Raw genomic sequence first — 26,886 nt, 5'->3', positions numbered from 1 at the left:
ACACCACCGCTTGCCCGCCGTGCGCACGGGAGTGATGCCGTCGGTGTCTCCGCGGGTTGCGGCACAGCTGCCGATCCGGCTCCGATCGAGCCGAGGTCAGGCCTGTCGACCAGGTACCGCACCACCCGACCCGCCCACCGATCCGCCCCGGCCTCCGGCCGGCCGAGCCCGCGCCGCAGAGCTTCAGCGTCCGCGCCCGGACGCGCAGCACGACCCGGCAGTGAGACGGCGCTCGTCGGAATGGATGAAGCGGTGGGCCACGCCGCGCACTGCGGGCTACCGTGGCGCCGCTTTCCGGCAACCCCGACCGGCCGAGTCGCGGCGGACCCGCAGCCGGAAATGGCTCCCAAAACCTCTCCAACAGTTCGCTTCCCGCGTTGATTCACCCCTTTCGGGTGAATCTCGACGCACTGTTGCGGCCACGTACAGGATTCCCGATGAAAAACCGTGACGCCTTGATGTCGCGATAACCAAGGGATCGCTCAATCACAAGCATCCGGAAACCGGTAATCCGAGCTTTCGATGCCTGCATTCGTGCATACCACCGCCCGATTTTGCTTTCGGCGAGCTATCTATACGAACAAGTGGCCGGCGACCGAACCGTGCGTCGGCGGACGGACGATCCGGAGCGCTGGTCGACCACAGGCGAACCTCGCACGCGCGTGCTCTCGACCGGGTGGGGTAACTCCCCCATAGCAGCGATCCCCGACCCGCGCTACGACCACTCGACGACAAGGGCCGGGGAACTTCTCGACCGACGGCCCCGAAGGCACTGCTCCAGCCCAGGACGATCGAAGGAGAGTTTCATGCCGGCACGCCGCCGCACCTATCTCGTCCGTCTGGATCCCTGGATCCTGAGCGAGAGCGCCACCACGACGGGAATCCGCACGCAGTTCTTCGAGTGGCTGGAGATAACAGCCGACACCGAGGTCGTTCAACTCTGCGGAGCCGATCGAGTGGTGATCTCCTGTTCCCCGGAACGGGCCGATGAAATAAAAGACCTCGAATACGTCCTCGACGTCGAACCGCACGAGTAGACACGAGGCCGGGCAGCGACAGACCCCGGAACGGTTCACCCGACCGCTACCCGCTCCAGGAAGTCCCGCAGCAGCCCGACGACCTCCGACAGGTGCGTCTCCAGGGCCCAGTGCCCCGCGTCTTGGAGGACATGCAGTTCGGCGTCCGGTAGATCCTCCAGGTAGGCGCGGGCGGCGGGTTCCGGCATATAGCCGTCCCATGGACCCCAGACGATCATGGTCGGCGGGCGATGCTCGCGCAGGTACGCCTGGTACTTCGGGAACATCGCCACACTCCGGCCGACCTCCGCGAAGAGATCGACCATGATCTCCCGCCGCCGCGGTTCCATCAACGCCCACGACAACCGCCAGAGATCGGGGCTGATCCGATCCGCGACGTGTGCGGGGACCTCGCCGAGCACTTCCTCACGCAGACCGCCTTCGGTGACCGCTTCGGCCAGCGCGGCCCGGCGGGTCTGCGTCGGGTCGGCCCAGTACTCCTGCAATGTCCGGTACTTCGGACCCAGCGTCTGCTCATACGCGTCGCCGTTCTGGATCACCAAGCCGGTGACCCGGTCCGGGTTGCGAATAGCCAACTGGAAGCCCACCGCCGAGCCGTAGTCGAACAGGTACAGCGCGTAGCGGGACAAGCCCAGCGTGGTGACGAACCGATCGAGCAACTCGGCGTAAGCCTCGAAGGTATAGGCGAAACGAGAGCGGTCCGGTGTGGCGCTGTACCCGAAGCCGGGAAAATCGGGAGCGACCAGACGCCAGCGGTCGGCGAGTGCGGCCATCAAATGGCGATATTGGAACGACGAGGAGGGATATCCGTGCGGCAACAGCACCACCGGTGCGTCCTCGGGACCGGCCTCCCGGTAGAAGATCTCGATTCCGTCGATGTCGACTGTGTGATGGCGAATCGCTGCGTTCATGTACTGGCGTCTACCCCGATCGAGACGCTCTGAACTCGGCGCTGTCCCGAAACTGCGAAGGCTCTATACCGGGACCCCTCCATAGGTTCGCCGGTGTTTCGCTTCGAAGAACGACAGGGCCCCGAACGCCATCAGGCCGAGAGACCCTGGCGTCATAGCGGCCGCGCACGGCAGGCAGACCGGATCCGGCCTCGGTGACCGTGGGCGGCTGGAACACGTCGCCCGAGTCGATGACCGTCGATTCCAGTCGCAGCAGCGTGAACCCGGAGTCGAGTGGCGTGCCGGCGATTTCGGATGCCGGCGCCGGATGCCGAGCCCGGCTCGGAACTCGCCGGGCAGCTGCGCGTATCTGCGCGACCGCGTCGAGCGCTACAAAGTGCCCCGGAGCTTCGACTTCGCAGACGACCTGCCGGGGACCCCCACCGGCAAGCTGGTCAACGGCAAACTCCGCCAACGCTGCGTGTGAAGCGTGAAAGCACCGCGACGGAGCATGACGAGCTACGCGGCGAAGGTGAGCAGATCGTCGCTCACCGTGTCGGCCCGCGCCATCAGCCGTGCGATGGCTGCCGCCACCTGGCCGGGCTGCTCCAGAATCACGGAATGGCCCGCGCCATCGACCATCACGAAATCCGAGTATTCGACGGCGGCGGCCATGGCGACGGAATGCGACGGCGGTGTCATGAGATCGGCGGAGCCGCACAGCACCAAGGTGGGGATCTGCGACAGAACCGGAAGGGCGTCGGTCCGGTCATAGACCATGAAGTCGCTCAAGAAGCTCGCCATCGTCACGATCGGCGTCTCGTTGCGCATCGCGTTGGCCAGGGCGAGCACCCGAGGACTCACCTTGCGATCACCGAATTCGGCGGTGCGGATGACCGGCGCGAAAAGCTTGCAGGCCATGAGCTTCGCGTGGTGCATCACGCCTGGGGCACGACGCACGGCCGCCTGGAACAGCGAGACCACCGGGTTGCGCAGGAGGCGGCCGAAACCGGCGTCGGCAAGGCCGCTCGCGGCGGTCGCCAAGAGTGCGACGCCGACGATACGGGTGCCGATCTCGTGCGGATTGCGGCTGGCGTAGGTCAGCGCGGTCATGCCGCCCATCGAGTGTCCGACGAGGACGACCGGTCCGGTGGGCGCCACCGCGTCGAGAACGTCGCGCAGGTCGCGGCCGAGTTGCTCGAGGTTGTAGGTCCGCCGGGACGCCGCGGCGGACTCTCCGTGGCCGCGGTGGTCGTAGCAGACTACCCGCGCGCCGGCGTAGCGGCGCAGCAGCGCGTCGCGGACGTAGGTCCAGGACTCGGTGCGCAGGCAATGTCCGTGCAGCAGGACGACGGTGAGATCGGCGTCTCGCGGTCCGTATTCGCGGACCGCGAGCGCCACGCCGTCTTCGGTCGAAACCGTGGCACGTCGTTCCGCCGAGGTGGGGATTGTGCTGAGGATCGACATGGGCGGCTCCGGTTCGCTGATGGTGACTTGTCCAACTCTGCGCCGGATTCGCCGCTGGCATCAGGCCCCCGAGTGCTGAGGTCCGCCCCCCGAGGTGGAGCCGATCCCCACCCAAGGTGGAGGAGCTGCCGCGGCTAACTCGCCGGATCGGCTCCGAGCATGCCCAGAGCGAAATCGCCGTATCGTGCGGCCACCTCCTCCGGCGTAGCCGGGCCGGACTCGCGGAACCACTGCGGGATGGCGGTGCACATGGTGGTTATGGCGCGCCCCGCGGCCCGGGTATCGGTTGTGCGGATCCGGCGCTCGGCGTGGGCCTCGGCGATCGCGTCGTCCAGGATGGCTTGGATGTCCCTGCGCGAGCGGGCGATGCGCGCGCGTTCGCCCGGCGAGAGGCTGCGCATCTCGCTGGCGCCGATGAAACCGAGGTCGCGGCGGTGGGTATGGAACAGGGCCAAGGCTTCGACGATCAGGCGCACCCGGTGGACGCTGTCGCGGCCCTCGGCGCGGGCGGCGCGAACTCGCCAGTGCAGTTCGTCCATGGTCAGATCGAGGATTCGGACCAGCAGGTCGTGCTTGTCGCGATAGTGGTGGTAGAGGCCGGGGACGCTGGTTCCCGCCCGCCGGGCGACGGCGCGCACGGTCGTGCCGTGATAGCCGATTTCGACGAACGAGGCGAGGGCGGCCGCCAGCACCGGGTCGACATCCAACGGGGCGAACACACGCCAACCGCCCGGCGCACCCGGCCCAGGCCCGGGCCGGTCGGTGACCGGACGGGCTGCGGAAGACGTGGCGCCGAGCAAGTGGGTGACCGGCACACCGAGCACGTCGGACAGGCGGGTGAGCCGAGCGAGGGAGATTCCGGTCTTTCCCGTTTCCACCGCGCTGAGCGTCGCCGGGCTCACCTCGAGACGCCGCGCCACTTCGCGCAGCGACAGACCCGCGGCGCGGCGCGCGCGGCGAATCGCCTCGTGCGGTGTCGCGTACTCGGCCTCGTTCGGCATGTTGTTCAGAATAACTGAACGCTGTGGAGAATCGCTTCCCAATCGGAGATATAGGCTCTGTCCTGGTATTTTGACACCGCAGCTGACCAGTGGGACAGTGTTCAGGCGGACCGATCGCTCGGTTCTCCGCCCTGGCTCCGGATGTCGAGGAGGAATGCGATGCCGATCGATCTGACCTATTCCGACGAGGTTCGGGCGCTGACCGACCGCACCCGTGCATTCGTGCGCAAGACGGTGCTGCCGATCGAGGACGAACACCACGGCGACATCACCGCCGCGGGTGGGGACGCATTGCGCGCCACGCTGAACGAGCGGGCGCGCGATGCCGGAGTCTTCGCACCGCACGCGCCCATCGAGTACGGCGGTCACGGGCTGTCGATGTCGGATCGCGCGCCGGTCTTCGAGGAGGCGGGCTACTCCCTGTTCGGCCCGGCAGCGCTCAACATCGCGGCGCCCGACGAGGGCAACGTCCACATGCTCGCTCACATCGCCGACCCGGAGCAGAAGTCGCGCTATCTGGAACCGCTGGCCCGCGGTGAAGTGCGCTCGGCCTTCGCGATGACAGAACCCGCGCCGGGCGCCGGCTCCGACCCGGCGGCGCTGGCCACTCGCGCCGTGCGCGCGGCCGGTGGCTGGCGCATCAGCGGCCATAAGCACTTCATCACCGGCGCCGACGGCGCCGGCTTCTTCATCGTGATGGCACGCACCTCCGGCGAACCGGGGCAACGTGGCGGCGCGACCATGTTCCTGGCCCCCGCCGATACTCCCGGCCTGCGCGTGGGGAGGCACATCACCACGCTGGACCGGGCCATGATCGGCGGCCACTGCGAGGTCTTCTTCGAAGACATGTTCGTCCCCGACGAAGCGGTACTCGGCGCCGTCGACCGCGGCTTCCAATACGCCCAGGTGCGGCTGGGTCCCGCCCGCATGACGCACGTGATGCGATGGCTCGGCGCGGCGCGGCGCGGCCACGACATCGCCGTCGAGCGAGTCGCTCAGCGGGAAGGCTTCGGTGCGCGCATCGGCGATCTCGGCATGGCGCAGAAGATGATCGCCGACAACGAGATCGACATCGCCGCCACCCGCGCGCTACTGGTGCGCGCCTGCTGGGAACTCGACAACGGGGAGCACGCCGGCAACGCCACCTCCATCGCGAAGACTTTCGCCGCCGAGGCGATCTTCCGCATCGTCGATCGCAGCATTCAGCTGTGCGGCGGGCTGGGCGTCTCCGACGACCTGCCCCTGGCGCGCCTCTCCCGCGAAGTTCGGCCCTTCCGTATCTACGACGGCCCCTCCGAGGTGCACCGATGGGCGATCGCCAAGCGAGCGGTCAGTGCCGCGCGCCGGGCGGGAACCGACCGGGCGTGATCCGGCTTCGCGTTCACCGCCGGGCGCGCGACACACCGGATAGGAACGACCGCAGCCGGGGGCGGCTTCAGGCGCGGACCAGTTCGGCGAACGTTCCGTTGACGAATGCCGCCGACCGACACGACGAAGAGGGCGCACCGACTTCGGCCGCGTGTGCCGCCATGGTGACGAGTCTCCGCGTAACATCCGGACTTCATGTCCGCCCGCGCGGTCGAGGCTATGCGAGGGCGAGAGCGACTCCCCGAGTCGTGCGGCGGACACAGTGATCGGACTGCGTCGAGGATGATCGAAAGGAGAGCCGGATGCCGGCGCAAGACCGCCGATACATCATTCTTCTGGATCCAGGGCGTCCCGGCGACGAGGTCACGCTGACGGCGAACCGAGAGAAGTTCTTCGACTGGCTGAGGGAAACCCGCGCCGAAGTCGTTCAGGACGGCGGCGCCAATCGAGTGGTCATCACTTCGGGGCCGGAGGTAGCCGAACAAGCCACGAACCTCGATTTCGTGGCCGGTGTCGAGCCATTCGCATAGCGGCGTCGGATCAGCCGGTGCCTCATCGACCCCCGCGCAGATCCGCCGCCGTCAGCGCGGCTGACGGCGGCGGATACTGACGGGGAGATGAACCCAGGGGAATCAGCGTCCGTGCTGATGCGCGGACTGGCGCGCCTCGTCGACGTCCGCCTCGGCCCTCGCCTTCTCGGCGGCGGCTTCCTTCCCGGCCGCCTCGCGCTGCGATTCCGCCTTGTCCTGCTGCGCGCGGCCCTCGTCCTTCAAGTCCTCGTGGCCGGCGACGGTACCGGCTGCTTCCTTCACCTTGCCCTTGACATCTTCGACGACGCCTTCGACGCCTTCACGAGCACCGCTTCCATGTTCAGCCACAACAACCTCCTGGAATATCGGAACAAGCTGACACAACGCGCATACCCGGGAGACCGGCCTCGAACCGTCTCCAGCGATAAAGATCGCCCTCGCGCGCGTATCCGGCCCGCTCACAGGCGGGGTGCTTCAGCGGAGATCGACGCCGTCCTCACCCGCGATGGCGGGATTCTCCGAGCTTCCGCCATTGATCGCCGTCTACTGGACCGGCGACAGGACGAGCCGGGCGGGTGCGGCGAGCTTACGTCTCCACACCACCGTCGCCCGACAGTGTCAGGTCGACGGGCTCCCCCGGCAAGTCGGGACGGAATACACAGCGTGTACGCGTGTAGATCGTGGGCATGCATTCGTTGCAGTGGACGCAGGCCGACCGGGTGGAAGCATCCGACCGGATGCGATGCAACAGATTCGGTTCCCGAAGCAGAGCACGCCCCATGGCGACGAATTCGAAGCCTTCCGCCCTCGCGAGCCGCATGGTGTCCAGGTTCGTGACGCCGCCGAGCAGAATCAGCGGCATCGACAGTTCCCGCCGGAAGTGCCGTGCCCGCTCGAGCAGGTAGGCCTCCCGATACGGGTACTCCTTCAGGAAAGCCTTGCCCACGGCTCGGAATCCCCATCGCGCAGGCACTGGAAGAACTTCGGCGAACGACTGCCGCGGCGCGTCGCCATGGAACAGCAGCATCGGGTTGAGCAGTGAGCTACCCGCCGTCAGTTCCAACGCGTCCAAGGTGCCGTCGGCCTCCAGCCAGGCGGCGACCTGCACCGATTCGGGCACCGTGAGCCCGCCCCGCACGCCGTCCTCCATATTCAGCTTCGCGGTCACCGCCAGCCTGCCGCCGACGGCTCGCCGTACCGCGGCGGCGATCTCGCGCGCCAACCGCGCACGGTTGGCCGAACTCCCGCCGTACCGGTCCGCACGGCGGTTGAGCTTCGGGCTCAGGAACGCACTCACGAGATAGTTGTGCCCGAAATGGATCTCGACCGCGTCGAAACCGGCCTGTTCGGCCAGCTTCGCCGCGTCGGCATGGGCGGTCACCAGCTCGCGGATCCCGTTCTCGTCGGGGCTTCGCATCATGCGCATCGAGAGCGGGCTGAGCATCCGGCTCGGCGCCAGCGCCGGAGCCCGGTTGGAGGCGGCGTTGGCCACCGGACCGGCGTGACCGATCTGCGCGCTCACCGCCGCACCCTCCCCGTGCACCGCTTCGGTCAGCCTCCGCAGCCCGGGTACCGCATCCGGACGCATCCAGATCTGGTGCCGGTCCGTGCGGCCGCCGGGCGCGACGGCGCAGTACGCGACGGTGGTCATCCCGACTCCACCGGCTGCGACCTCCCGGTGGAACTCGATCAATTCGTCCGTCACGACGGCGTCCGGGGTACGACCTTCGAATGTCGCGGCCTTGATGACCCGATTGCGCAGGGTGATCGGCCCGAGCTGGGCCGGGGCGAATACGTCGTTCATCGTTTCTCTCCTGTCGGCGCGGTCAATCCGGCGACCACGAATTCCCGGAGGGTGGCGACCGCCTCCTGCGATATCTCTCGGTGCTCCGCACTGCCGAATCGCATGATGAGGAGGTCGAACGCCAACATCCACCGACGCCTGCTCTCCCGTTCGCTCAACCCCGGCAACAGGCTCACCCACGAATCCATGCGGAACCACGGCTGACGCCACTCGGTCACCTGCCTGCCGAGCACGAATTGCGCCAGCAACCTCAGGTGCATGCGCCCCACCGGATCGGCGGACAACTCGACGAAGGGCTCGATCACCGCGTCGACAACGTCGGTGATCGACCCCGGTCCGCTGGTGACAGCTGACAACCGGTCCTCCCACACGGGCCCCAGGCGCGCCTCCAGCAACGCCGCGACAAGCGCGTCCTTCGATCCGAAGTGGTAGTGCACCGCCGCCGGATTCGCTCCGGCCTCCGCGCAGATCCCCCGCACCGACACCTCGTCGTAGCGGCCCTCGAGCAGCAGCCGTTCGGCGGCTGTCAGTAGACGCTCGCGAGTGTTCACGGATTCGGAGACCTGTTTCGGCATGCGACCAGTGAAACACGTTTCCATCGACGGTTCAATCAGTGATTGAACTATCGTTTACGCAAGCGACCCTAGGTATGCCTCGTGCCTTGCGGTCGTAGTAGCTCCGCTCGGGGCTGTTCACCGCCTCCGCGGAGCGGTCTTCGGGCGACCTCCGGCTCAGGAGTTGCCCGCGATGATCACCTCGGGAATACCGGTGCCGATCGGGACCGCCCGGCACACCGGCGCGGGACTGCCCGGATCCAGCACGGTCAGCAGCAACTCCTGTACGAACGGGTCGTACACCATGTGGAAGTGCCCGGTGTGGTTGACCGGGCACAAGTCCTGCAGGGCGATGTTCCGCGCACCCGGCCCCCGCAGCGCGATGTTCTCGAACGGCTGGATCATCTCGTCGACGCGGCTGCCGATGGTCACGTACCCCACGCCGGGCGCCGTGTCGCCGCCCGCGTTGAGAGCCAGCATGGTCGGCGACCCCTCCGCCTGCTGCACCGCGGCGAGCGAAGTCACCTGTGCGAACGCCTGCAACGCGCCGGGGATCGCTTGGGCGACCGGCACCAGCCCGTACATCACACCGCCGTAGCTGGGCGAGGCGAGGCCGACCCACTGCTCGACCTTGGGCGCACCACCCAGCTTGTTGACGTAGTAGCGGGTCACGTTGGCGCCTTGCGAGAACCCGACCAGGTCGACCTTGCCCGCGCCGGTCGCCGCGAGCACCTGATCGACGAACGCGCCGATCTGGTAGGCACTGAGCACCAGATCCTCGGTGCCGTAGCTCTCCGCACCGGGTTTACCGCCGTAATTCAGGGCGAAGACGCAGAATCCGGCCGCGGTGAGCCGCGGCGCGATCCCCGCCCAGTCGGAATAGGCCGAGGAGTCGGTACCATGCGCGAGCACCACCGGACGGGGATGCTCGGCACTGGGGACGCAGCCGAAGTTGTTGGTACCGGCCGGTACCGCGTTCGGGTGGCTCTTCTGATACCACGCGGCGGCCAGGTGGTCGGACTGCGGCGGCGCGGGGTGGGTCGGCACATCGGCCGGACGCAAACCGGGCGGCTCGGCCGCCGCCACGCCCGGGCCCAGCGCGGCGGCGCCGGCGACCACCAAGGCCAGCACGGCGCCACGCAAGTGTGAAATACTCCAAGCTCCCGCTGCAGTCGGCTGTCGCATCTCACAATGATCTCTCCGATCGGCTCGAAATGCTCGCCGTATCGGGGTGTTTCGCCTCCCCTACTTCTCGGGGGTCTCGTCCTCGGCGAGGATGCGGTAAAGAGACTTGCGGGTCTCGGTGAGCAACTCCGCCGCACGCGCCGCCTGCTGCGGAGTACCCGCCGCGGCGACCTGCGCCACCGCGCCCATCAGCTGCGCGGCGAGCCCGCGCAGGTCCATCGCCTGCGCTCCGACGTCCTCCCGCACGTCCGCCCAGGGATCGCCCAGCTCGTCCCGGTTCGCCGCGACGTACTCGGTACCGGTCTCGGTGAGCTTAGCGGTCTTGCGCCCGGCGACCTTCTCGATGAGGACCAGACCCTCGTCCTCCAGTTGCGCCAGCGCAGGATAGATCGAGCCAGGACTCGGCCGCCAGATGTCGTTGCTGCGCTCGCGGATCTGCTGGATGAGTTCGTATCCGTGCATGGGCTGCTCGGCCAGGAGCAGCAACACGGCGGCGCGTACGTCACCGCGCCTGCCCCGGCCGCCGCGACCCCGCCCGCGACCGAAGTGCGGGCCGAAACCCGGGCCGAAGCCGGGGCCGAACCCCGGACCGAACTCGGGACCGAAGCCGTGACGTCCGCCCCTGCGGAAGCGCGAGCCGTGTTCGAAGCCCTCATAGCCGGGCAAAGGCCCGCGGCCACGTCGGCCGAATTCTCGATGTTCTCGGTGTTCCATGTCAGCCTCCCAGGGCTCTCGTGTTCGTCGTTTCACGCTATCGACGATATATCGGCAATGCATCGAGTGCAAGGGAGTTCTCCGACGCGGGCGCGAGAAAAGGTTCAGATCACCAGCGAGTCGATCCAGCGCGCCAGCCGCGCCCCTTCGTCGACCATGAGCTCGGGGTCCCGAAAAGTGTTGGTGAGCAGGGAAATACCTTGATAAGCCGCGACATATGCGACCGCGAGCTCACGGGAGTCGGCGCGCCCCATCTCCGCGAACTGTCGTTCGGCCCAGTCCACCAGCACGCGCATCACATCCGCGGCCGCGGTATCCAACCCGTCACCCCGCTTGTCCAATTCCGAGGACAAGGTGCCGAATGGGCAGCCGTAACGCACGGTCTGGTCACGCTCGGCGACCCAACCCGCGATCAGCGCCTTCAGCCGCTCCGAAGGCTTCTCATGCCGGTCGCTCGCGGCGATCACGGCCTCCAGAATGCGGGCGTGCGAGCCGATGGCCGCCTCGATGAGCTGGTCTTTCGTCTTGAAGTAGTAGTAGACGTTGCCGACGGGCACCTCGGCGGCGCGGGCGATGTCGGCGATGGTCGTCTTCTCCACGCCCTGCTGATAAAACACCCGCACGGCAGCTTCGACCAGCCGCTCCCGCTTGCCCATCCGGGTTGCCGTCCCTGAGTCAGTCATACAACTAACTGTAGACAATGCGGGTACGACCGGCTACGTTTATTAAGTCAGCCAACTAACTTAGGAGTTGTCATGATCGTGGTCACCGGAGCCACCGGAAATATCGGCGCGCCCCTCGTGCGCTTGCTGGCCGACGCCGGGGAAGAGGTCACGGCCGTCGCACGGCATGCCGGCCACCCACCGCCCGCGGGAGTCCGATCGGTTCAAGCCGATCTCGGCGAGCCGGAGAGCCTCTCCTCCGCCTTCACCGGAGCCGATACCCTGTTTCTCTTGATCACCGGCGAGCAGTTGGTGGCGGGTCCGGAACCAGAGCGGGTGCTGAAAACCGCCGCGGCGGGCGGCGTGCGGCGCGTGGTCTTCGTGTCCTCACAGGGCGTGGCGACCCGGCCCGAGGCGGCCGGCTACGCCCGGCTCATCGCCTACGAGCAGTCGATCAGGGAGTCGGGGTTGGACTGGACCTTCCTGCGACCGGCCGGGTTCTTCTCGAATACCTACGCATGGGTGGAATCGGTGCGCACGCAACGTCTGGTCGCCGCGCCGTTCGGTGACGTCGGTCTCCCCTCGATCGATCCGGCCGACATCGCCGCGGTCGCAGCGGCAGCGTTGCGCGACGACCGGCACGCGGGGCAGGTCTACACCCTCACCGGACCCGAACTGTCCACTCCACGAACCCAGGCCCAGGCGCTCGGCGAGGCACTGGACGAGCGGCTCCGATTCGTGGAACTGACTCGGGCGCAGGCGCATTCGGCGATGCTCGGTTTCATGCCGGAGCCGGTGGTCGAGCACACGCTGACGATCCTCGGCGAGCCGACACCCGCAGAACAGCGGATCAGCCCCGATGTACCGCGCGTGCTCGGACGCCCCGCTACGAAGTACGCCGAGTGGGCCATGCGCAATCGAGCGGTCTTCGCCTGACGCCCGAAGAACACCGCGCCACAAGTCGGACGGTCGGTGACGTCATCGTCTCCGGCTCGGATAGGGACCACTTCGCCGGTCTTCTCGGACTCGAACCACGCACTCGCCGCACCGGGGCTCGTCAGCCGATGTCGACCGGGTCGATCTGGACGCGGAGAGGGGCATCGGTGCGGTGTGTGCTGCGCACCGCCTGGGCGGCGCGCAGCGCACGCGCGAGCGCTCCTCCGTAGCGGCGCTCGACCCGCAGCAGCAAGCGTTCGACGGCGGCGGGGGAATCGCCGGAGGAGAACGGTTTGCGGGCGCCGTCCGGCAGCGGTACCGGTCCGAGGCGATCGACGGTGTCGGGGAGGTCCGCTGCCGAGAGCAGTTCGGCGATGGTGTCGGCGGTGCCATCGATGGCGGCCAGACGAACCGCCGGCGGGAAGCCGACCTCCGCGCGGGCGGCGACCTCGGCGCGCGCGGCGCCCACCGGATCCCACCGGACCAGCGCCTGCACGGTGGGAATCGAAGGCTCGGCCATCACGATGACCTGGCCGTGCGCGCGGACCAGCGCCGCGGCGGCCATCCAGCGGCGCAGTGCGTCCTCGGCAGCTCGCAGGTCGGCACGGCCGAGCAAGGCCCAGCCGTCGAGCAAGAGGGCCACACCGTATCCACCGTGGACCACGGGTTCGGCGCCGACCGTCGCGACGACCACCTGCGCGCCCGGTTCCACGGTGTCGAGTACCGCGCCGCCGCCGGAACCACGAATCGGCACACCGGGAAAAGCACGGCCGAGTTCCTCCGCCGTACGCGTCGCGCCGATCACCACGGCGCGCAGCGCGCGCGACCCGCAGGTGCCGCAGCGGAACGCGGCCTCGGTGATCCCGCACCAGCGGCAAGCGGGGCTGTGTGCTGCCGCGCCGGATTCGGCCGCCGATCCCCGCGGTCCGCCGGCCTCCGGCAGCGCCAGCGGTCCGTTGCAGTGCCTGCATCGGGCAGGCGTGCGGCATTTCCCGCAGGCGAGCGCGGGAATGTATCCGCGACGCGGCACCTGGACCAGTACCGGCGCCCCCTCTTTCAGAGCCGCCCGTGCGGCCGCGAAGGCGACACCGGGAACCCGGACGGCCCGCGCCACCGGATCGCGCTCCAGTGCGATGTCGCTGTCGCCGGGGGCGCTGATGCGGGGAGTGACCTTGCGCAGGACGGCACGGTCGGCGACCAGATCGTGCGCCCAGCCGGATTCGACCACGGCTTGGATCTCCGCGGTGCGCGCGAAACCCGCCGCGACGAACGCCGCACCGGTCTCGTGCGCCCGCAACATCGCCACCTCACGCGCGTGCGGATACGGTGCGCGCTGTTCGGCGTAGGTGTCGTCGCCGTCGTCCCACAGCGCGATCAGCCCGAGGCGCGCCGCCGGTGCGAACACGGCGCTGCGCGTGCCGACCACCACCCGCGCCGAACCTCGCAACACCGCGAGCCAACGCCGATACCGGGCCGCTGGACCGAGGCCCGCCGCCAGACCGACCGCGGAGTCTCCCACCAGCGCAACACATTCCGCCAGCACCCGGTCGAGATCCCGCTGGTCGGGCACCATGAGGATCGCGCTGCGCCCTTGCCGGGCCACCACTGCGGCCAGCTCGGCCAGACGGCGAGGCCAGTCCTCCCCGGGCAGCGCCTGCCAAGCCGCCCGCGCGCCTTTTCCCTCCGCTAGCGCACCGACGAACGCCGCGCCGTGGACGTAACGCTCCCAGGAAGCGAGATCTACCGCTACGGCCGGAAGGTCCTGTGGAACGGGCGAGTCGGCGGGGGCGGCCGGGTGCGTGGTCGCGGCGGCGGAGTGAGGGTCCGCATCAGGCTCACCACCATCTGCCCCTTCAACGGGCGACCGCACGGCGCTCTCCCCGTTCGCCGGGCTCGAACCACCGGGTCCGGCTGCCCTGGCCGGTCCGATATCCGCGCGCACCGCTTTCGCACCGTGTACTACCGAGTCGGACTGCCCGACAGAAGGTCTCATGGACATCGACTGCGAAATCGGCTCGGCAGGGCTGGAATTCACGGCAGGCGACTGCGCAGAGGTTGAGCCACCGTCGATTTCGGTTTCAACGGCATGCTCGTCAACGCCGTGGACCAGGGCAGGATCGGCAGCGGAAACCGGGGCTTCGGTGGAAACAGGTTGCGCCGCAGCGGACTTCTTGCCGCCACCGGTTTCGGTGCGCGCGTGACGCGGCGGGATGGCCAAGCGCAGGACATCCGCGCGAGTGCCCGCGTAGCGGGCGGCCACCGCACCGGCCAACTGGAGGATCTCCGGGGTCAGCACGCGTTCGCCGGAGACGACGCGTTCGAGCTTGACCAGCTTGCCGCCGTGGTCACTGTGCGCCAGTCGCGCGAGCAGGTAACCGTCGACGAGGCGGCCCGCGAAACGGACACGCACCCGGACCCCGGGCTGGGCGATTTCGTCCAGCTCGGGGAACACCAGGTAGTCGAAGTCGCGGTCGAGATGCGCGGGCGACAGCAGCGGGAGGACCCGGGCGATCGGCAGCGCGACAGGTGCGGGACCCGCGGCTGTACGGTCCGCTTCGGTAGCGGAGGTATCCGCCGCGGGTTCGTTCACTCCGACCCGATCGGGGTCAGAGTCCGATGGCCGCGCGCAGCTTGTCCGCGCGGTCGGTGTGCTCCCACGGCAGATCGACGTCGGTGCGGCCGAAGTGGCCGTACGCGGCGGTCGGCGCGTAAATCGGGCGCAGCAGGTCCAGGTCGCGGATGATCGCGCCGGGGCGCAGATCGAAGACCTCGGTGATCGCGGTGGCGATGCGGGCCGGGTCGACCTTCTCGGTGCCGAAGGTCTCGACGAACAAGCCGACGGGGGCCGCCTTGCCGATCGCGTAGGCCACCTGGACCTCGACGCGCTCGGCCAGATCCGCCGCGACCACGTTCTTCGCGACCCAGCGCATGGCGTAGGCGGCCGAACGGTCCACCTTCGACGGGTCCTTGCCGGAGAAGGCGCCGCCGCCGTGGCGTGCCATGCCGCCGTAGGTGTCGACGATGATCTTGCGGCCGGTCAGGCCCGCGTCGCCCATCGGGCCACCGAGCACGAACTTGCCGGTGGGGTTGACCAGCAGACGGATGTTCGAGGTGTCCAGCGACGGCACGTCGAGGTCGGCGAGCACCGCGTCGAGAACCTTCTCGCGGATGTCGGGCGCGAGCAGGTTGTCCAGATCGATGTCGGCGGCGTGCTGGGTGGAGATGACCACCGTGTCGAGGCGAACCGGGCGGTCGCCGTCGTACCCGATGGTGACCTGGGTCTTGCCGTCCGGACGCAGGTAGGGCAGCACGCCGGACTTGCGCACCTCGGTCAAGCGGCGCGACAGCCGGTGCGCCAGCGCGATCGGCAGCGGCATCAGCTCCGGGGTGTCCTTGGTGGCGTACCCGAACATCAGGCCTTGGTCGCCTGCGCCCTGCCGCTCGATCTCGTCGTCGGAGCCCCCGACGCGCGCCTCGTGCGAGGTGTCCACACCCTGCGCGATATCCGGCGATTGCGCGCCGATCGCGATATTCACACCGCAGGAATTCCCGTCGAATCCCTTTGCCGAAGAGTCATATCCGATTTCCAGGACCTTTTCCCGGACAATGCGCGGAATATCGGCGTACGCCGACGTGGTGACCTCACCCGCGACATGGACCTGGCCGGTCGTCACGAGGGTTTCCACCGCGACCCGGCTGCGCGGATCTTCCGCGAGCAACGCATCGAGAATGGAATCGCTGATGGCATCACAGATTTTGTCCGGATGACCTTCGGTCACGGACTCACTGGTGAAAAGCCGGCTCCCGGACGTGCGCACAGTTCTTCCCTCTCCCTCAACGGGTTACTCGTATCGGCTTGCGACAGTAACGCGATGTCGCGACCGCGCAACCCTTAGATCTCAGACTATTCCAAATCACCGACAGAACGGGCGCCAACTACCCAGCCATCCCAGACAGCCGAACGCACGGTGTCTCGTCGGTGCCGAAATGATGACGGCGTCGCGAACGAACGACCGATCAGACAGCAATCCTGGCAGGCACCCGTCGGCTCAGCGCAGCAACACACTCAGCGCGTCGAGCACGCGGCTGGCCAACAGCGCCTTCGAGCCGTGATCGAGTGCCTGCTCGGTGCCGTCCGCGCCGAGCAGCCAGCCGTCGTTGGTGTCGACCTCGAACGCCTTGCCCTCTCCCACCGCGTTGACCACGAGCAGGTCGCAGCCCTTGCGTGCGAGCTTCGCCCGCGCATGGGTGAGGACGTCGCCGTGCTCGTCACCGGTCTCGGCGGCGAAGCCGACGATCGCGGTGCCGGGCAACTGCCCGTCGCGTCGCGCCTGCACCAGTCCGGCGAGGATGTCGTCGGTCTTGGTCAGCGCGATGACGTCGGGCTCGCCCGCGCCCTTCTTGATCTTGGCGGCGGCGACGTTGGTCGGCCGGAAATCGGCGACCGCCGCGGCCATGATCACCGCGTCGGCGCCGACGGCATGCTTGTCGACGGCGGTTTTCAGCTGTTCGGCCGTGGTGATGTGCACCAGATCGACGGCGGCGGGCGCCGCCATCTCGATCGTGTTGCCCGCGATCAGCGTGACGTGGGCGCCGCGCTGGGCCGCGACCCGCGCGAGCGCGTAGCCCTGCTTGCCGGAGCTGCGGTTACCGAGGAAACGCACCGGATCCAGCGGTTCCCTGGTGCCGCCCGCCGTGATGACGACCCGGCGGCCCTCCAGATCGCGCGGAATCGCGTCGGCGCGCTCCATGAGCAGCGACGCGAGGCCGAAGATCTCCTCGGGCTCGGGCAGTCGTCCCGGGCCGGTGTCGGCGCCGGTGAGCCGGCCCGCCGCGGGCTCCATCACGATCGCACCGCGGGCGCGCAGCGTCGCGACGTTGGCGACGGTCGCCGGATGCTCCCACATCTCGGTGTGCATCGCGGGCGCGAACAGGATCGGACATCGGGCCGTCAGCAACGTGGCGGTGAGCAGGTCGTCGGCGCGGCCGGACGCGGCGCGCGCCATGAGGTCGGCAGTCGCCGGGGCGATGACCACCAGGTCCGCCTCCTGGCCCAGTCGAACGTGCGGAACCTCGGGCACGTCGGAGAACACGCCGGTGTGCACCGGGTTCCCGGACAGTGCTTCGAAGGTCGCCTTGCCGACGAACTCCAGCGCCGACGTGGTGGGGATCACCCGGACGTCGTGTCCGGTCTCGGTGAACCGCCGGACCAGAGAGCACGCCTTGTAGGCGGCGATTCCTCCGGCTACGCCGACGACGATCCTTGTGGTCACTACGCCTCCGGCCTAGTCGTGGTCACAGCGAACTCGGTCGCCTCACTCGCCTTCGGAGTGTTCGAGCAGGTCGGAGTGGATCTCGCGCAGGGCGACCGACAGCGGCTTCTCCTGCAGGCCCGGCTCGACCAGCGGGCCGACGTACTCGAGGATGCCGTCGCCGAGCTGGTTGTAGTAGTCGTTGATCTGACGGGCCCGCTTGGCCGCGTAGATCACCAGGGCGTACTTGGACGACGTGCGCTCGAGCAGCTCATCGATCGGCGGGTTGGTGAGGCCGACCGGGGTGTCGTAGGCGGGCGCGGCCTTGATGTCCGTACTGCTCACTAGGGGAACTCCTGGTGTCGGGTGTCGCATGAACGAAGCCCGTCGCGGTGCGGCGCGCTGCCGCCTCCGGGCTTGCTCGCTCATGCCGTAGTGGATGGCGCATGCGCGACGGGCCCTACGAGGTCAGGCAGGCTCCTCCTCGGGCCGGATCGCTCATGCGCAGGTGGGGGTCACGAACTCGAATTTGTGCTAACGAACAACGATACCAACTGCTCACAGGCGCTGGTCACCTCGTCGTTCACGATAACGATGTCGAACTCGTCACATGCCGCCAGTTCCGTCCTGGCTGTTTCCAAGCGGCGCTCGATCACCTCGGGGGATTCGGTGCCGCGTGAGGTCAGCCGCGCCACCAATTCCTCCCAGCTCGGCGGGGCCAGGAACACCAGGATCGCCTCCGGGATCGCCCGGCGCACCGATCGCGCGCCCTCGAGATCCACTTCGACCAACACCGGAAGGCCTTCCGCCAAGGCGGCGCGCACCGGCCCGGCGGGGGTGCCCGAACGCTGCAATCCACCGTGGATGTCCGCCCACTCGAGCAGCTCACCCGCCTCGATCATCGCGTCGAACTCCGCGCGGGAGACGAAGCGGTAGTCGAGGCCGTCGACCTCCCCGGGCCGCGGGGCCCGGGTCGTTGCCGACACGCTGAAGACCAGGTCGGGCAGTCGTTCGCGGACACAGCGGACCACGGTGGACTTGCCCACGGCCGAGGGGCCGACCAGTACTACCAGTCGACCCTTCCGCGTGTGTTCGATCACCCTCGTCGTCAGGCGTCGAAGTCGAACCGGGCCAGCAGCGCCTTGCGCTGCCGGTCGCCGAGTCCGCGCAGCCGCCGGGTGGGGGCGATCTCCAGCTCGCTCATGATTTCCGCCGCCTTGACCTTGCCCACCTTCGGCAGGGCCTCCAGCAGCGCCGACACCTTCATCTTGCCGAGGATCTCGTCGGTCTCGGCGTCGGTGAGGACCTGCTTCAGGTTGGTGCCGCCACGCTTCAAGCGCTCCTTGAGCTCCGCCCGAGCGCGGCGAGCGGCAGCCGCCTTCTCCAAAGCAGCGGCGCGCTGCTCGTCAGTCAGCTGGGGAAGGGCCACGGTTCCTCCGTCTCATCGTTCATTGCATCAACTCCTGCCGGTAACCCGGCAGTCTCAGCGACCGTACCCACGACGTCCGCCGATTGCGAACCCACCCCCCAGGTCAGCGCATGATTCCGGATATCGCAGGCACCGGGGTGGTGCGTCGAGCGGCCGGTCCGCGCCACCGCTCCGATCACCCGGCGGACGTCGCGAAATACGCCGCCAGCAGGGCTTTTTCGACAGACCGAGTGGTTTGCGAAAGGGTTGCTGGACCGCAGCGCATCGTTCCAGCAACCCCTCACCCGCCCTACCAGGAACTTTCTGGAAATTTCCCGCGTGTCGCGAGTTCTTTCCGCGTGTCGGGCGTCACAGCGAGGTATGCCGGGCACTCCCGCGCGGCATTCGGTGTCGATTTGTGAGCCCTGTACGGCGTCCAGGTGCGATGCGCCACCCCGCGCACCGCTCAGGACCCGAAATCGACCCAGTGACGCGCCCAGGCCCCGGTAAACGGCACCTGTGTGCGTGCACTTGCACGCGCAGATGGCCGAAATGACGGAAGGCCGGCGCGGGGTGCGCCGGCCTTCCGGGTCATTTCTGCAGGAACGCGAACGCGTCCTGAAGTTCGTGCACTCTGGCACGCAGTGCCGGGACGGTGGGGCCCTCCCGCAGCACCTCGCGCGAGACGTTCGGGAGGACGGCCCCGAGCACCGCCTCGGGTACCAGGTCGCGGATGGTTTCCGGGCCACCGCCCTGGGCGCCCACCCCGGGCATGAGAATCGGCCCGTTGAGCGCGGAGAGGTCCGGCGCCTCGCTCAGCGTGGCGCCCACCACCACGCCCACCGAACCGAACTCACCGCCCGGATTGCGGGCCGCGGCCTCGTCCACCATCGTCTGCGCGATCGCGCGGCCGTCCGTGCCGACCGCCCGCTGTACCTGCGCCCCTTCCGGATTCGACGTCGCGGCGAGCACGAAGACGCCGCGGTGGTTGGCCTCGGCCAACGTCAGCGCCGGAGCCAGCGAACCGAATCCGAGGTACGGCGAGACCGTCACCGCGTCCGACCCGAGTGGACCGTCGGCCAGCCACGTCCGGGCGTAGGCGTCCATGGTGGACCCGACGTCGCCGCGCTTGGCGTCGGCGAGCACCAGAGTTCCCGAAGCGCGCAGCACATCGATGGTCCGCTCCAGGACCGCGATACCGCCGGAGCCGTAGGCCTCGAAGAACGCGACCTGCGGTTTGACCAGCGCGACCAGGCCGTCGAAAGCCTCCACGCAGATCTCGGCGAACCGCTCGAGCCCCTCGGCATCCTCGGTGAGGTCCCAGGACCGCAGCAGTTCCGGATGGGGGTCGATGCCGACGCACACGGGCCCGAACTGCCCCATCGCGTGCCGCAACCGTCGGCCGAAGGTCTTCATCTCGCCCGTTCCGTCCTGCCGCGGCTCACCCACGCAGCACCGAGTGCAGTTCCTGCAGGGACCGCACACCGATTCCGCCGTTGATGCTGGCCTCGATGCCCTGCACCGCCGCAGCGGCGCCCTGCACGGTGGTGATGCACGGGATGTTCACCCCGACCGCCGCGCTGCGGATCTCGTAGCCGTCCACGCGGGGACCGGAGTTGCCGTAGGGCGTGTTGAACACCATGTCCACCTCGCCGTCGCGGATCTGCTCCACGATGGTGGGCTCGTCGTCCGGGCGCACCTCGGAGTGCTTGCGCACCTGTTCGCACGGAATCCCGTTGCGGCGCAGCATCTCCGCCGTGCCCTCGGTGGCGAGGATGCGGAAGCCCAGGTCGTACAGGCGCTTGACCGGGAAGACCATCGCGCGCTTGTCCCGGTTGGCGATCGAGACGAACACGGTGCCCTCGGTGGGCAGCGAGCCGTAGGCGGCGGTCTGGCTCTTGGCGAAGGCGGTGCCGAAATCGGCGTCGATGCCCATCACCTCGCCGGTGGACTTCATCTCCGGCGACAGCAGCGAATCCACGCCGCTGCCGTCGGCGCGGCGGAACCGGTGGAACGGCAGCACGGCTTCCTTCACCGCCACCGGAGCGTCCAGCGCGACGTGCCCGCCGTCGCCCTCGCCCGGGAGCATCCCCTCCTTGCGGAGTTCGGCGATGGTGGCGCCGAGCATGATCCGCGCGGCGGCCTTCGCCAGCGGCACCGCGGTGGCCTTGGACACGAACGGGACCGTCCGGCTCGCCCGTGGATTGGCCTCCAGCACGTAGAGCACGTCGTCCTTGAGCGCGTACTGCACGTTGAGCAGGCCACGGACGCCGATGCCCTTGGCCAGCGCGACGGTGGAGCGGCGCACCGCCTCGATGTCGCTGCGGCCCAGCGTGATCGGAGGCAGCGCGCAGGCCGAGTCGCCGGAGTGGATGCCCGCTTCCTCGATGTGCTCCATCACGCCGCCGAGGTAGACCTCCTCGCCGTCGCACAGCGCGTCGACATCGATCTCGATCGCGTCCTCCAGGAACCGGTCGACCAGCACCGGGTGCTCCGGGCTGAGCTCGGTCGCGCGGGAGATGTAGCCCTCGAGGGACTGCTCGTCGTACACGATCTCCATGCCGCGACCGCCGAGCACGTAGGACGGGCGCACCAGCACCGGGTAGCCGATCTCGGTGGCGATCTTGCGCGCCTGCGCGAACGTGGTCGCGGTGCCGTACTTCGGCGCGGGCAGCCCCGCCGCGACCAGCACGTCGCCGAACTCGCCGCGATCCTCGGCCAGGTCGATGGCGGCCGCGCTGGTACCGACCACCGGCACCCCCGCCTCGGTGAGGCGCTGCGCGAGGCCGAGCGGGGTCTGCCCGCCCAGCTGCACGATGACGCCCGCGACGGTGCCGGATTCGCATTCGGCGTGGTAGACCTCGAGGACGTCCTCGAAGGTCAGCGGCTCGAAGTAGAGCCGGTCAGCGGTGTCGTAGTCGGTGGAGACGGTCTCGGGGTTGCAGTTGACCATCACCGTCTCGAACCCGGCCTGCGACAGCGTCTGCGCCGCGTGCACGCACGAGTAGTCGAACTCGATACCCTGGCCGATCCGGTTGGGCCCGGAGCCGAGGATGATCACCTTCGCGCGCTCGCGCTGCGGCGCCACCTCTGACTCGGCGGCGGGATCGAGTTCGTAGGCCGAGTAGTGGTACGGGGTCTTGGCCTCGAACTCGGCGGCGCAGGTGTCGACGGTCTTGAAGACCGGGCGGATACCGAGCCGGTGCCGCAGTGCGCGCACTCCGGTCTCCCCCGCCAGCTCGGGCCGCAGCGCGGCCAGCTGACGGTCGGACAGGCCGTAGTGCTTGGCCCGGCGCAGCAACGGCTCGTCCAGCACGGGCGCGTCGAGGATCTCCTGACGCAGCTCGACCAGTCCGGCCACCTCCGCGACGAACCACGGGTCGATGCCGGAGGCGGCGGCGACGTCCTCGATGCTCGCGCCCAGCCGCAGCGCCCGCTCGACCTGGTAGATGCGCCCTTCGGTGGGAGTGCGCAGGTCCTCCAGGATCGCTTCGGCGTCGGTCCACGCGCCGTCTTCCTGGGTCCAGAAACCCGCGGCCTTGGTCTCCAGCGAACGCAGCACCTTGCCCAGCGCCTCGGCGAAGTTGCGGCCCAGCGACATCGCCTCGCCCACCGACTTCATGGTGGTGGTCAGCGTGCCGTCGGCGCCGGGGAACTTCTCGAACGCGAACCGCGGCGCCTTGACCACCACGTAGTCCAGGGTCGGCTCGAAGCAGGCCGGGGTTTCCTTGGTGATGTCGTTGACGATCTCGTCGAGCGTGTAGCCGATGGCCAGCTTGGCGGCGATCTTCGCGATCGGGAAGCCGGTCGCCTTGGAGGCCAGCGCGGACGAGCGCGAGACGCGCGGGTTCATCTCGATGACGATCAGGCGCCCGTCGAGCGGGTTCACCGCGAACTGGATGTTGCAGCCGCCGGTGTCGACGCCGACCTCGCGCAGGATGGCGATGCCCAGATCGCGCAGCTTCTGGTACTCGCGGTCGGTGAGCGTCATCGCAGGCGCGACGGTCATCGAGTCGCCGGTGTGCACGCCCATCGGGTCGACGTTCTCGATCGAACAGACCACCACGACGTTGTCCCGGCCGTCGCGCATCAACTCGAGCTCGTATTCCTTCCAGCCGAGGATGGACTCCTCGATGAGGACGTTCGCGGTGGGCGAGGCGGCCAGACCACCGCCGGCGATGCGATCGAGGTCCTCGTCGTTGTACGCCATGCCGGAACCGAGGCCGCCCATGGTGAACGACGGGCGCACCACCACGGGGAAGCCGAGCTCGCCGACCGTCTCGCGGACCTCGTCCATGGTGAAACAGACCCGCGAGCGGGCGCTCTCCCCGCCCACCTTGGCCACGATGTCCTTGAACTTCTGCCGGTCCTCACCGCGCTGGATGGCGTCGAAGTCGGCGCCGATCAGCTCCACGCCGTACTTGTCCAGCACTCCGCGCTCGTGCAGCGCGACCGCGGTGTTCAGCGCGGTCTGGCCACCGAGAGTGGCCAGGATCGCGTCGGGGCGCTCCTTGTCGATGACCTTCTCCACGAACTCCGGCGTGATCGGCTCGACGTAGGTGGCGTCGGCGAACTCCGGGTCGGTCATGATCGTCGCCGGGTTCGAGTTGACCAGCGACACCCGCAGGCCCTCGGCCCGCAGCACCCGGCACGCCTGCGTGCCGGAGTAGTCGAATTCGCACGCCTGGCCGATGACGATCGGGCCAGAACCGATCACCAGGATGTGCTCGAGATCCTCGCGGCGAGGCATCAGGCTCCTTCCATGAGACCGGCGAAACGGTCGAACAGATATGCGGCGTCGTGGGGGCCTGCGGCGGCCTCCGGGTGGTACTGCACCGAGAAGGCGCGGCCGTCGACCAGCCGGACGCCTTCCACCGTGCCGTCGTTGGCGCAGACGTGGCTCACCTCGGCCGTGCCGAAGGGTGTGTCGAACCGCTCGCCCCGCTCACCTTCCAGCGCGAACCCGTGGTTCTGCGCGGTGATCGAGATCCGGCCGGTCTCGTGCTCCACCACCGGGATGTTGATGCCGCGGTGGCCGAACTTCATCTTGTAGGTGTCCCGGCCGAGCGCGCGGCCGAGGATCTGGTTGCCGAAGCAGATACCGAACAGCGGCAGGCCTTCGCCCAGCACGCCGCGGGTCAGCTCGATCGCGTCGGTCGCGGTGGCGGGGTCACCGGGGCCGTTGGACAGGAAGACGCCGTCGGGTTTCAGTTCGAGGATCCGATCCAGCGTCGTCGAGGACGACACCACGTGCACCCGCATGCCGCGCTGCGCGAACATACGCGGGGTGTTGGTCTTGATCCCGAGGTCGACCGCGACGACGGTGCACCGGTGCTCACCGTCCGGCTCGATCGTGTACAGCGCGTCGGTGCTCACCTCGCCCGCCAGGTCGGCGCCCAGCATCGACGGCTGGCCGTTCACCCTGGCCACCAGCTCGTCGGTGGCCGCGAGGGCGTCGCCGGAGAAGATGCCCGCCTTCATCGAACCGCGGGAGCGCAGGTGGCGCACCAGCGCGCGGGTGTCGATGCCCGCGATGCCGACGACCCGCTGACGCTCCAGTTCCTCCGGCAGCGTGGTGGTGGCGCGCCAGTTCGACGCGCGCCGCGCCGGATCGCGCACCACGTACCCGGCCACCCAGATCTTCGCGGACTCGTCGTCCTCGTCGTTCCAGCCGGTGTTGCCGATCTGCGGCGCGGCCGCGACCACGATCTGGCGGTGGTAGGACGGGTCGGTGAGGGTCTCCTGATACCCGGTCATCGCGGTGCAGAAAACCGCCTCACCGAGCGTCTGGCCCACGGCGCCGTAGGCGCGGCCGCGGAAAACCCGGCCGTCCTCCAGCACGAGTGCCGCGTCCGTCCCCGCCCTGCTCCCGCCCGTGTCCGTCCCCGCCCTGCTCCCGCCCGTGTCCGTCCCCGCCCTGCTCCCGCCCGTGTCCGTCCCCGCCCTGCTCCCGCCCGTGTCCGTCCCCGCCCTGCTCCCGCCCGTGTCGACTGTCATCCCTCGTCATCTCCCGTCATCGTCCCGCTCTGATCCGCCGCGGTAAGCCCGCGCCAAGCCGGGTAGACCGACTTGTCGTCGCCGCGGAAACCCGTATCGATCTCGGTTCCGGTCGGCAGCTTCCAGCGAATGACCAGCACACCATCTTCCGTCATCACTTTGCCCGCGTGTCCGCGTTCGGTGCGCACCGCGGTGATGGATTCCTGTGGAATCCAGATCACGGTCGCGCCGTCGCGTTCGAGCAGAATCCCCCGTTCGAACCGCGTGAGTTCCGCGGTGGCCCGGAAACCCAGGTCACCGACCGTGATCCGGTCCTGCCAGCTGGGCGCGATCGTGCTGCCCAGGTAGAGGCCGGTGGTCGGCTCCAGCACCTGCGCGCCGAGTTCGGCAGGCACGGCAGGCAACGTGCCGATGCGCTCAGCCTGACGCGCGGCGCGGTTGCGCCAGCCCCGGTACATCAGCCAGAGGCAGGCCACGAACAGGACCAGCAGCCCGACGACCCACAGCGTTCTCTCCACTCAAGAACCTCCTCGAACACCGCGCTCGTTCATCTACGCCTCCGCCCGGTTGCCCAGCGCCTTGCCGTCGCGGGCGGTGACCCGGCCGCGCAGCAACGTCGCCGTCACCCGCGCCGGGAAGGTCATCGCCTCGAACGGGGTGTTGTTCGCGATGCTGGCCAGTTCCGTTCCGCGCACCGTCCAGCTCGCCTTCGGGTCGACCAGCGTCAAATTCGCCGGCTCGCCGACCTCGAGCGGCCTGCCGTGCTCGTCCAAGCCGACGATCGCCGCCGGACGCTCACTCATGACGCGGGCGACGCCGCGCCAGTCCAGCAGCCCGGGCTCGACCATGGTCCGCACGATGATCGACAGCGCTGTCTCCAGGCCGAGCATGCCGGGCCGGGCCGCGGCGAACTCGCAGCACTTGTCCTGCTCCGCGTGCGGAGCGTGGTCGGTGGCGACGCAGTCGATGATCCCCTCCGCCAGCGCTTGCCGCAGCGCCGCGGCATCGGACGCCTCGCGCAGCGGCGGGTTGACCTTGTTGACCGCGTCGTAGGTCTCCAGCCGGGAGTCGTCCAGCAGCAGGTGGTGCGGGGTGACCTCGGCGGTGATGGCGATGCCCTGCGACTTCGCCCATTTCACCAGCTCCACGGTGCCCGCGGTGGAAGCGTGGCAGATGTGCACCCGGGCGCCCGCGTCGCGCGCCAGCAGAGCGTCACGCGCCACGATGGACTCCTCCGCCGCGCGCGGCCAGCCGGCCAAGCCCAGCCGGGCAGCGGTCGGCCCCTCGTGCGCGATCGCGCCCTTGGTCAGTCGCGGCTCCTCGGCATGCTGGGCGATCAGGACGCCGAGCGAGTTGGCGTACTCCAGGGCGCGGCGCATGATCAGCGGGTCGTAGACGCAGTGACCGTCGTCGGAGAACATGCGCACCGCGCCGACGCCCGCCGCCATCGTCCCCATCTCGGCGAGTTGCTTGCCTTCCAGACCGACGGTGACCGCGCCGACCGGGTACACATCGACCAGGCCGACCTCCCGGCCGCGGCGCCATACGTGGTCGGTGACGACCACCGAGTCGGCGACCGGGCTGGTGTTGGCCATCGCGAACACCGCGGTGTAGCCGCCGAGCGCGGCCGCGGCGGATCCGGACTCGATGGTCTCGGTGTCCTCCCGGCCCGGCTCACGCAGATGGGTGTGCAGGTCGACGAAGCCGGGCAGCAGAATCTGCCCCTGCGCGTCGATGATCTCGGCGTCGACCACGTCGAGATCGGCGCCGATCCGGCGGATCTCGCCGTCGGCGACGAGCACGTCGACCGGCTCGCCTTCGCCGTACAGCAGCGCGCCCTTGATCAGAACGGGCGTGTTCGCACTCATGCTGTGTCCTTTCCGGCACGAGCGGGGACCTGCGTGGTCACGCTCCGCTGCCTCCTCCGGCCCTGACCGCTCATGCCGGGTCCCTCTCCGGCACGAGCGGGGACCTGCGTGGTCACGCTCCGCTGCCTCCTCCGGCCCTGACCGCTCATGCCGGGTCCCTCTCCGGCACGAGCGGGGACCTGCGTGGTCACGCTCCGCTGCCTCCTCCGGCCC

The 26,886-nt window shown here is 68.9% G+C and carries 25 protein-coding genes; 5 read left to right on the top strand and 20 right to left on the bottom strand.

Going from position 1 to position 26,886, the window contains the following annotated elements; all coding sequences use genetic code 11:
• The first annotated feature begins 806 nt into the window (after window positions 1–806).
• Window positions 807–1,037 (top strand): hypothetical protein, encoded by a 231-nt coding sequence (locus M8859_RS32645; protein WP_159919220.1) that lies wholly within the window; start codon window positions 807–809, stop codon window positions 1,035–1,037.
• Between the two features lie 35 nt (window positions 1,038–1,072).
• Here M8859_RS32645 and M8859_RS32640 read toward each other — a convergent pair whose 3' ends face one another.
• On the bottom strand, window positions 1,073–1,948 hold the full coding sequence (locus tag M8859_RS32640) for an alpha/beta fold hydrolase (RefSeq protein ID WP_159919222.1): 876 nt from the start codon (window positions 1,946–1,948) through the stop codon (window positions 1,073–1,075).
• Between the two features lie 307 nt (window positions 1,949–2,255).
• Between M8859_RS32640 and M8859_RS32635 the strand changes: the two genes are divergently transcribed.
• Window positions 2,256–2,414: a hypothetical protein gene (locus M8859_RS32635; protein ID WP_249645425.1), complete on the top strand. Its 159-nt coding sequence runs from the start codon at window positions 2,256–2,258 to the stop codon at window positions 2,412–2,414.
• Window positions 2,415–2,446: 32 nt separating this feature from the next.
• Here M8859_RS32635 and M8859_RS32630 read toward each other — a convergent pair whose 3' ends face one another.
• Together M8859_RS32630 and M8859_RS32625 are read right to left on the bottom strand one after the other, a co-directional pair.
• Window positions 2,447–3,394, bottom strand: a complete 948-nt coding sequence (locus tag M8859_RS32630; protein ID WP_159919224.1) for an alpha/beta fold hydrolase — start codon at window positions 3,392–3,394, stop codon at window positions 2,447–2,449.
• Between the two features lie 134 nt (window positions 3,395–3,528).
• Window positions 3,529–4,395: a TetR-type transcription factor C-terminal domain-containing protein gene (locus M8859_RS32625; protein WP_249645405.1), complete on the bottom strand. Its 867-nt coding sequence runs from the start codon at window positions 4,393–4,395 to the stop codon at window positions 3,529–3,531.
• A gap of 159 nt (window positions 4,396–4,554) precedes the next feature.
• Between M8859_RS32625 and M8859_RS32620 the strand changes: the two genes are divergently transcribed.
• Together M8859_RS32620 and M8859_RS32615 are read left to right on the top strand one after the other, a co-directional pair.
• Window positions 4,555–5,763: an acyl-CoA dehydrogenase family protein gene (locus tag M8859_RS32620; protein WP_159919228.1), complete on the top strand. Its 1,209-nt coding sequence runs from the start codon at window positions 4,555–4,557 to the stop codon at window positions 5,761–5,763.
• 302 nt (window positions 5,764–6,065) lie between these two features.
• Entirely contained in the window at window positions 6,066–6,293 is a 228-nt protein-coding gene (locus M8859_RS32615) for a hypothetical protein (RefSeq protein WP_159919230.1), read from the top strand.
• A gap of 102 nt (window positions 6,294–6,395) precedes the next feature.
• Here the strand turns inward: M8859_RS32615 and mbp1 are convergent, their stop codons facing one another.
• The 6 genes from mbp1 to M8859_RS32585 form a co-directional block, all read right to left on the bottom strand.
• Entirely contained in the window at window positions 6,396–6,641 is a 246-nt protein-coding gene (gene mbp1 / locus M8859_RS32610; RefSeq protein ID WP_159919232.1) for a microaggregate-binding protein 1, read from the bottom strand.
• Between the two features lie 238 nt (window positions 6,642–6,879).
• Window positions 6,880–8,097 (bottom strand): NADH:flavin oxidoreductase, encoded by a 1,218-nt coding sequence (locus tag M8859_RS32605; protein WP_195071739.1) that lies wholly within the window; start codon window positions 8,095–8,097, stop codon window positions 6,880–6,882.
• Entirely contained in the window at window positions 8,094–8,672 is a 579-nt protein-coding gene (locus M8859_RS32600; RefSeq protein WP_159919236.1) for a TetR/AcrR family transcriptional regulator, read from the bottom strand. Before M8859_RS32600 ends, M8859_RS32605 begins: the two co-directional genes overlap by 4 nt.
• Window positions 8,673–8,828: 156 nt before the next feature.
• A complete protein-coding gene (locus tag M8859_RS32595) occupies window positions 8,829–9,836 on the bottom strand; it encodes an esterase/lipase family protein (protein WP_372492965.1) in 1,008 nt (335 codons plus the stop codon).
• Window positions 9,837–9,896: 60 nt separating this feature from the next.
• Window positions 9,897–10,550 carry a PadR family transcriptional regulator gene (locus M8859_RS32590; RefSeq protein WP_159919240.1) on the bottom strand — a complete coding sequence of 218 codons (654 nt, stop codon included), beginning with the start codon at window positions 10,548–10,550 and terminating at the stop codon, window positions 9,897–9,899.
• Between the two features lie 104 nt (window positions 10,551–10,654).
• The gene (locus tag M8859_RS32585) at window positions 10,655–11,233 is read right to left on the bottom strand and encodes a TetR/AcrR family transcriptional regulator (RefSeq protein ID WP_159919242.1); all 579 of its coding nucleotides are present in this window, start codon (window positions 11,231–11,233) and stop codon (window positions 10,655–10,657) included.
• 72 nt (window positions 11,234–11,305) lie between these two features.
• Here M8859_RS32585 and M8859_RS32580 point away from each other — a divergent pair, with 72 nt between their 5' ends.
• Complete coding sequence (locus tag M8859_RS32580) at window positions 11,306–12,148, top strand: SDR family oxidoreductase (RefSeq protein ID WP_159919244.1); 843 nt, start codon at window positions 11,306–11,308, stop codon at window positions 12,146–12,148.
• Between the two features lie 121 nt (window positions 12,149–12,269).
• On the opposite strand, the gene M8859_RS32575 is transcribed toward M8859_RS32580, so the two are convergent.
• From M8859_RS32575 to M8859_RS32525, 11 genes are all read right to left on the bottom strand, one after another.
• Window positions 12,270–14,666: a primosomal protein N' gene (locus M8859_RS32575; RefSeq protein ID WP_249645423.1), complete on the bottom strand. Its 2,397-nt coding sequence runs from the start codon at window positions 14,664–14,666 to the stop codon at window positions 12,270–12,272.
• Between the two features lie 88 nt (window positions 14,667–14,754).
• Entirely contained in the window at window positions 14,755–15,966 is a 1,212-nt protein-coding gene (gene metK / locus M8859_RS32570; RefSeq protein ID WP_249645389.1) for a methionine adenosyltransferase, read from the bottom strand.
• Window positions 15,967–16,197: 231 nt separating this feature from the next.
• Window positions 16,198–17,421 (bottom strand): bifunctional phosphopantothenoylcysteine decarboxylase/phosphopantothenate--cysteine ligase CoaBC, encoded by a 1,224-nt coding sequence (gene coaBC / locus M8859_RS32565; protein WP_159919248.1) that lies wholly within the window; start codon window positions 17,419–17,421, stop codon window positions 16,198–16,200.
• A 42-nt stretch (window positions 17,422–17,463) separates the two neighbouring features.
• Entirely contained in the window at window positions 17,464–17,775 is a 312-nt protein-coding gene (gene rpoZ, locus M8859_RS32560; RefSeq protein ID WP_159920201.1) for a DNA-directed RNA polymerase subunit omega, read from the bottom strand.
• Window positions 17,776–17,915: 140 nt separating this feature from the next.
• On the bottom strand, window positions 17,916–18,500 hold the full coding sequence (gene gmk, locus M8859_RS32555; protein WP_159919250.1) for a guanylate kinase: 585 nt from the start codon (window positions 18,498–18,500) through the stop codon (window positions 17,916–17,918).
• A gap of 8 nt (window positions 18,501–18,508) precedes the next feature.
• Window positions 18,509–18,829, bottom strand: a complete 321-nt coding sequence (mihF, locus tag M8859_RS32550; protein ID WP_028476708.1) for an integration host factor, actinobacterial type — start codon at window positions 18,827–18,829, stop codon at window positions 18,509–18,511.
• Between the two features lie 570 nt (window positions 18,830–19,399).
• A complete protein-coding gene (gene pyrF, locus M8859_RS32545; protein ID WP_195071757.1) occupies window positions 19,400–20,224 on the bottom strand; it encodes an orotidine-5'-phosphate decarboxylase in 825 nt (274 codons plus the stop codon).
• Window positions 20,225–20,249: 25 nt separating this feature from the next.
• Entirely contained in the window at window positions 20,250–23,558 is a 3,309-nt protein-coding gene (gene carB / locus M8859_RS32540; RefSeq protein ID WP_195071736.1) for a carbamoyl-phosphate synthase large subunit, read from the bottom strand.
• Complete coding sequence (carA, locus tag M8859_RS32535) at window positions 23,558–24,649, bottom strand: glutamine-hydrolyzing carbamoyl-phosphate synthase small subunit (RefSeq protein ID WP_236565227.1); 1,092 nt, start codon at window positions 24,647–24,649, stop codon at window positions 23,558–23,560. The genes carB and carA overlap by 1 nt, the downstream gene beginning before the upstream one ends.
• 152 nt (window positions 24,650–24,801) lie before the next feature.
• Entirely contained in the window at window positions 24,802–25,323 is a 522-nt protein-coding gene (locus tag M8859_RS32530) for a PH-like domain-containing protein (protein ID WP_159919265.1), read from the bottom strand.
• Between the two features lie 33 nt (window positions 25,324–25,356).
• A complete protein-coding gene (locus M8859_RS32525; RefSeq protein WP_159919267.1) occupies window positions 25,357–26,673 on the bottom strand; it encodes a dihydroorotase in 1,317 nt (438 codons plus the stop codon).
• Window positions 26,674–26,886 lie beyond the last annotated feature (213 nt).

This window comes from Nocardia sputi (assembly GCF_023501985.1).
This window is presented reverse-complemented; position numbering and strand designations above follow the sequence as displayed.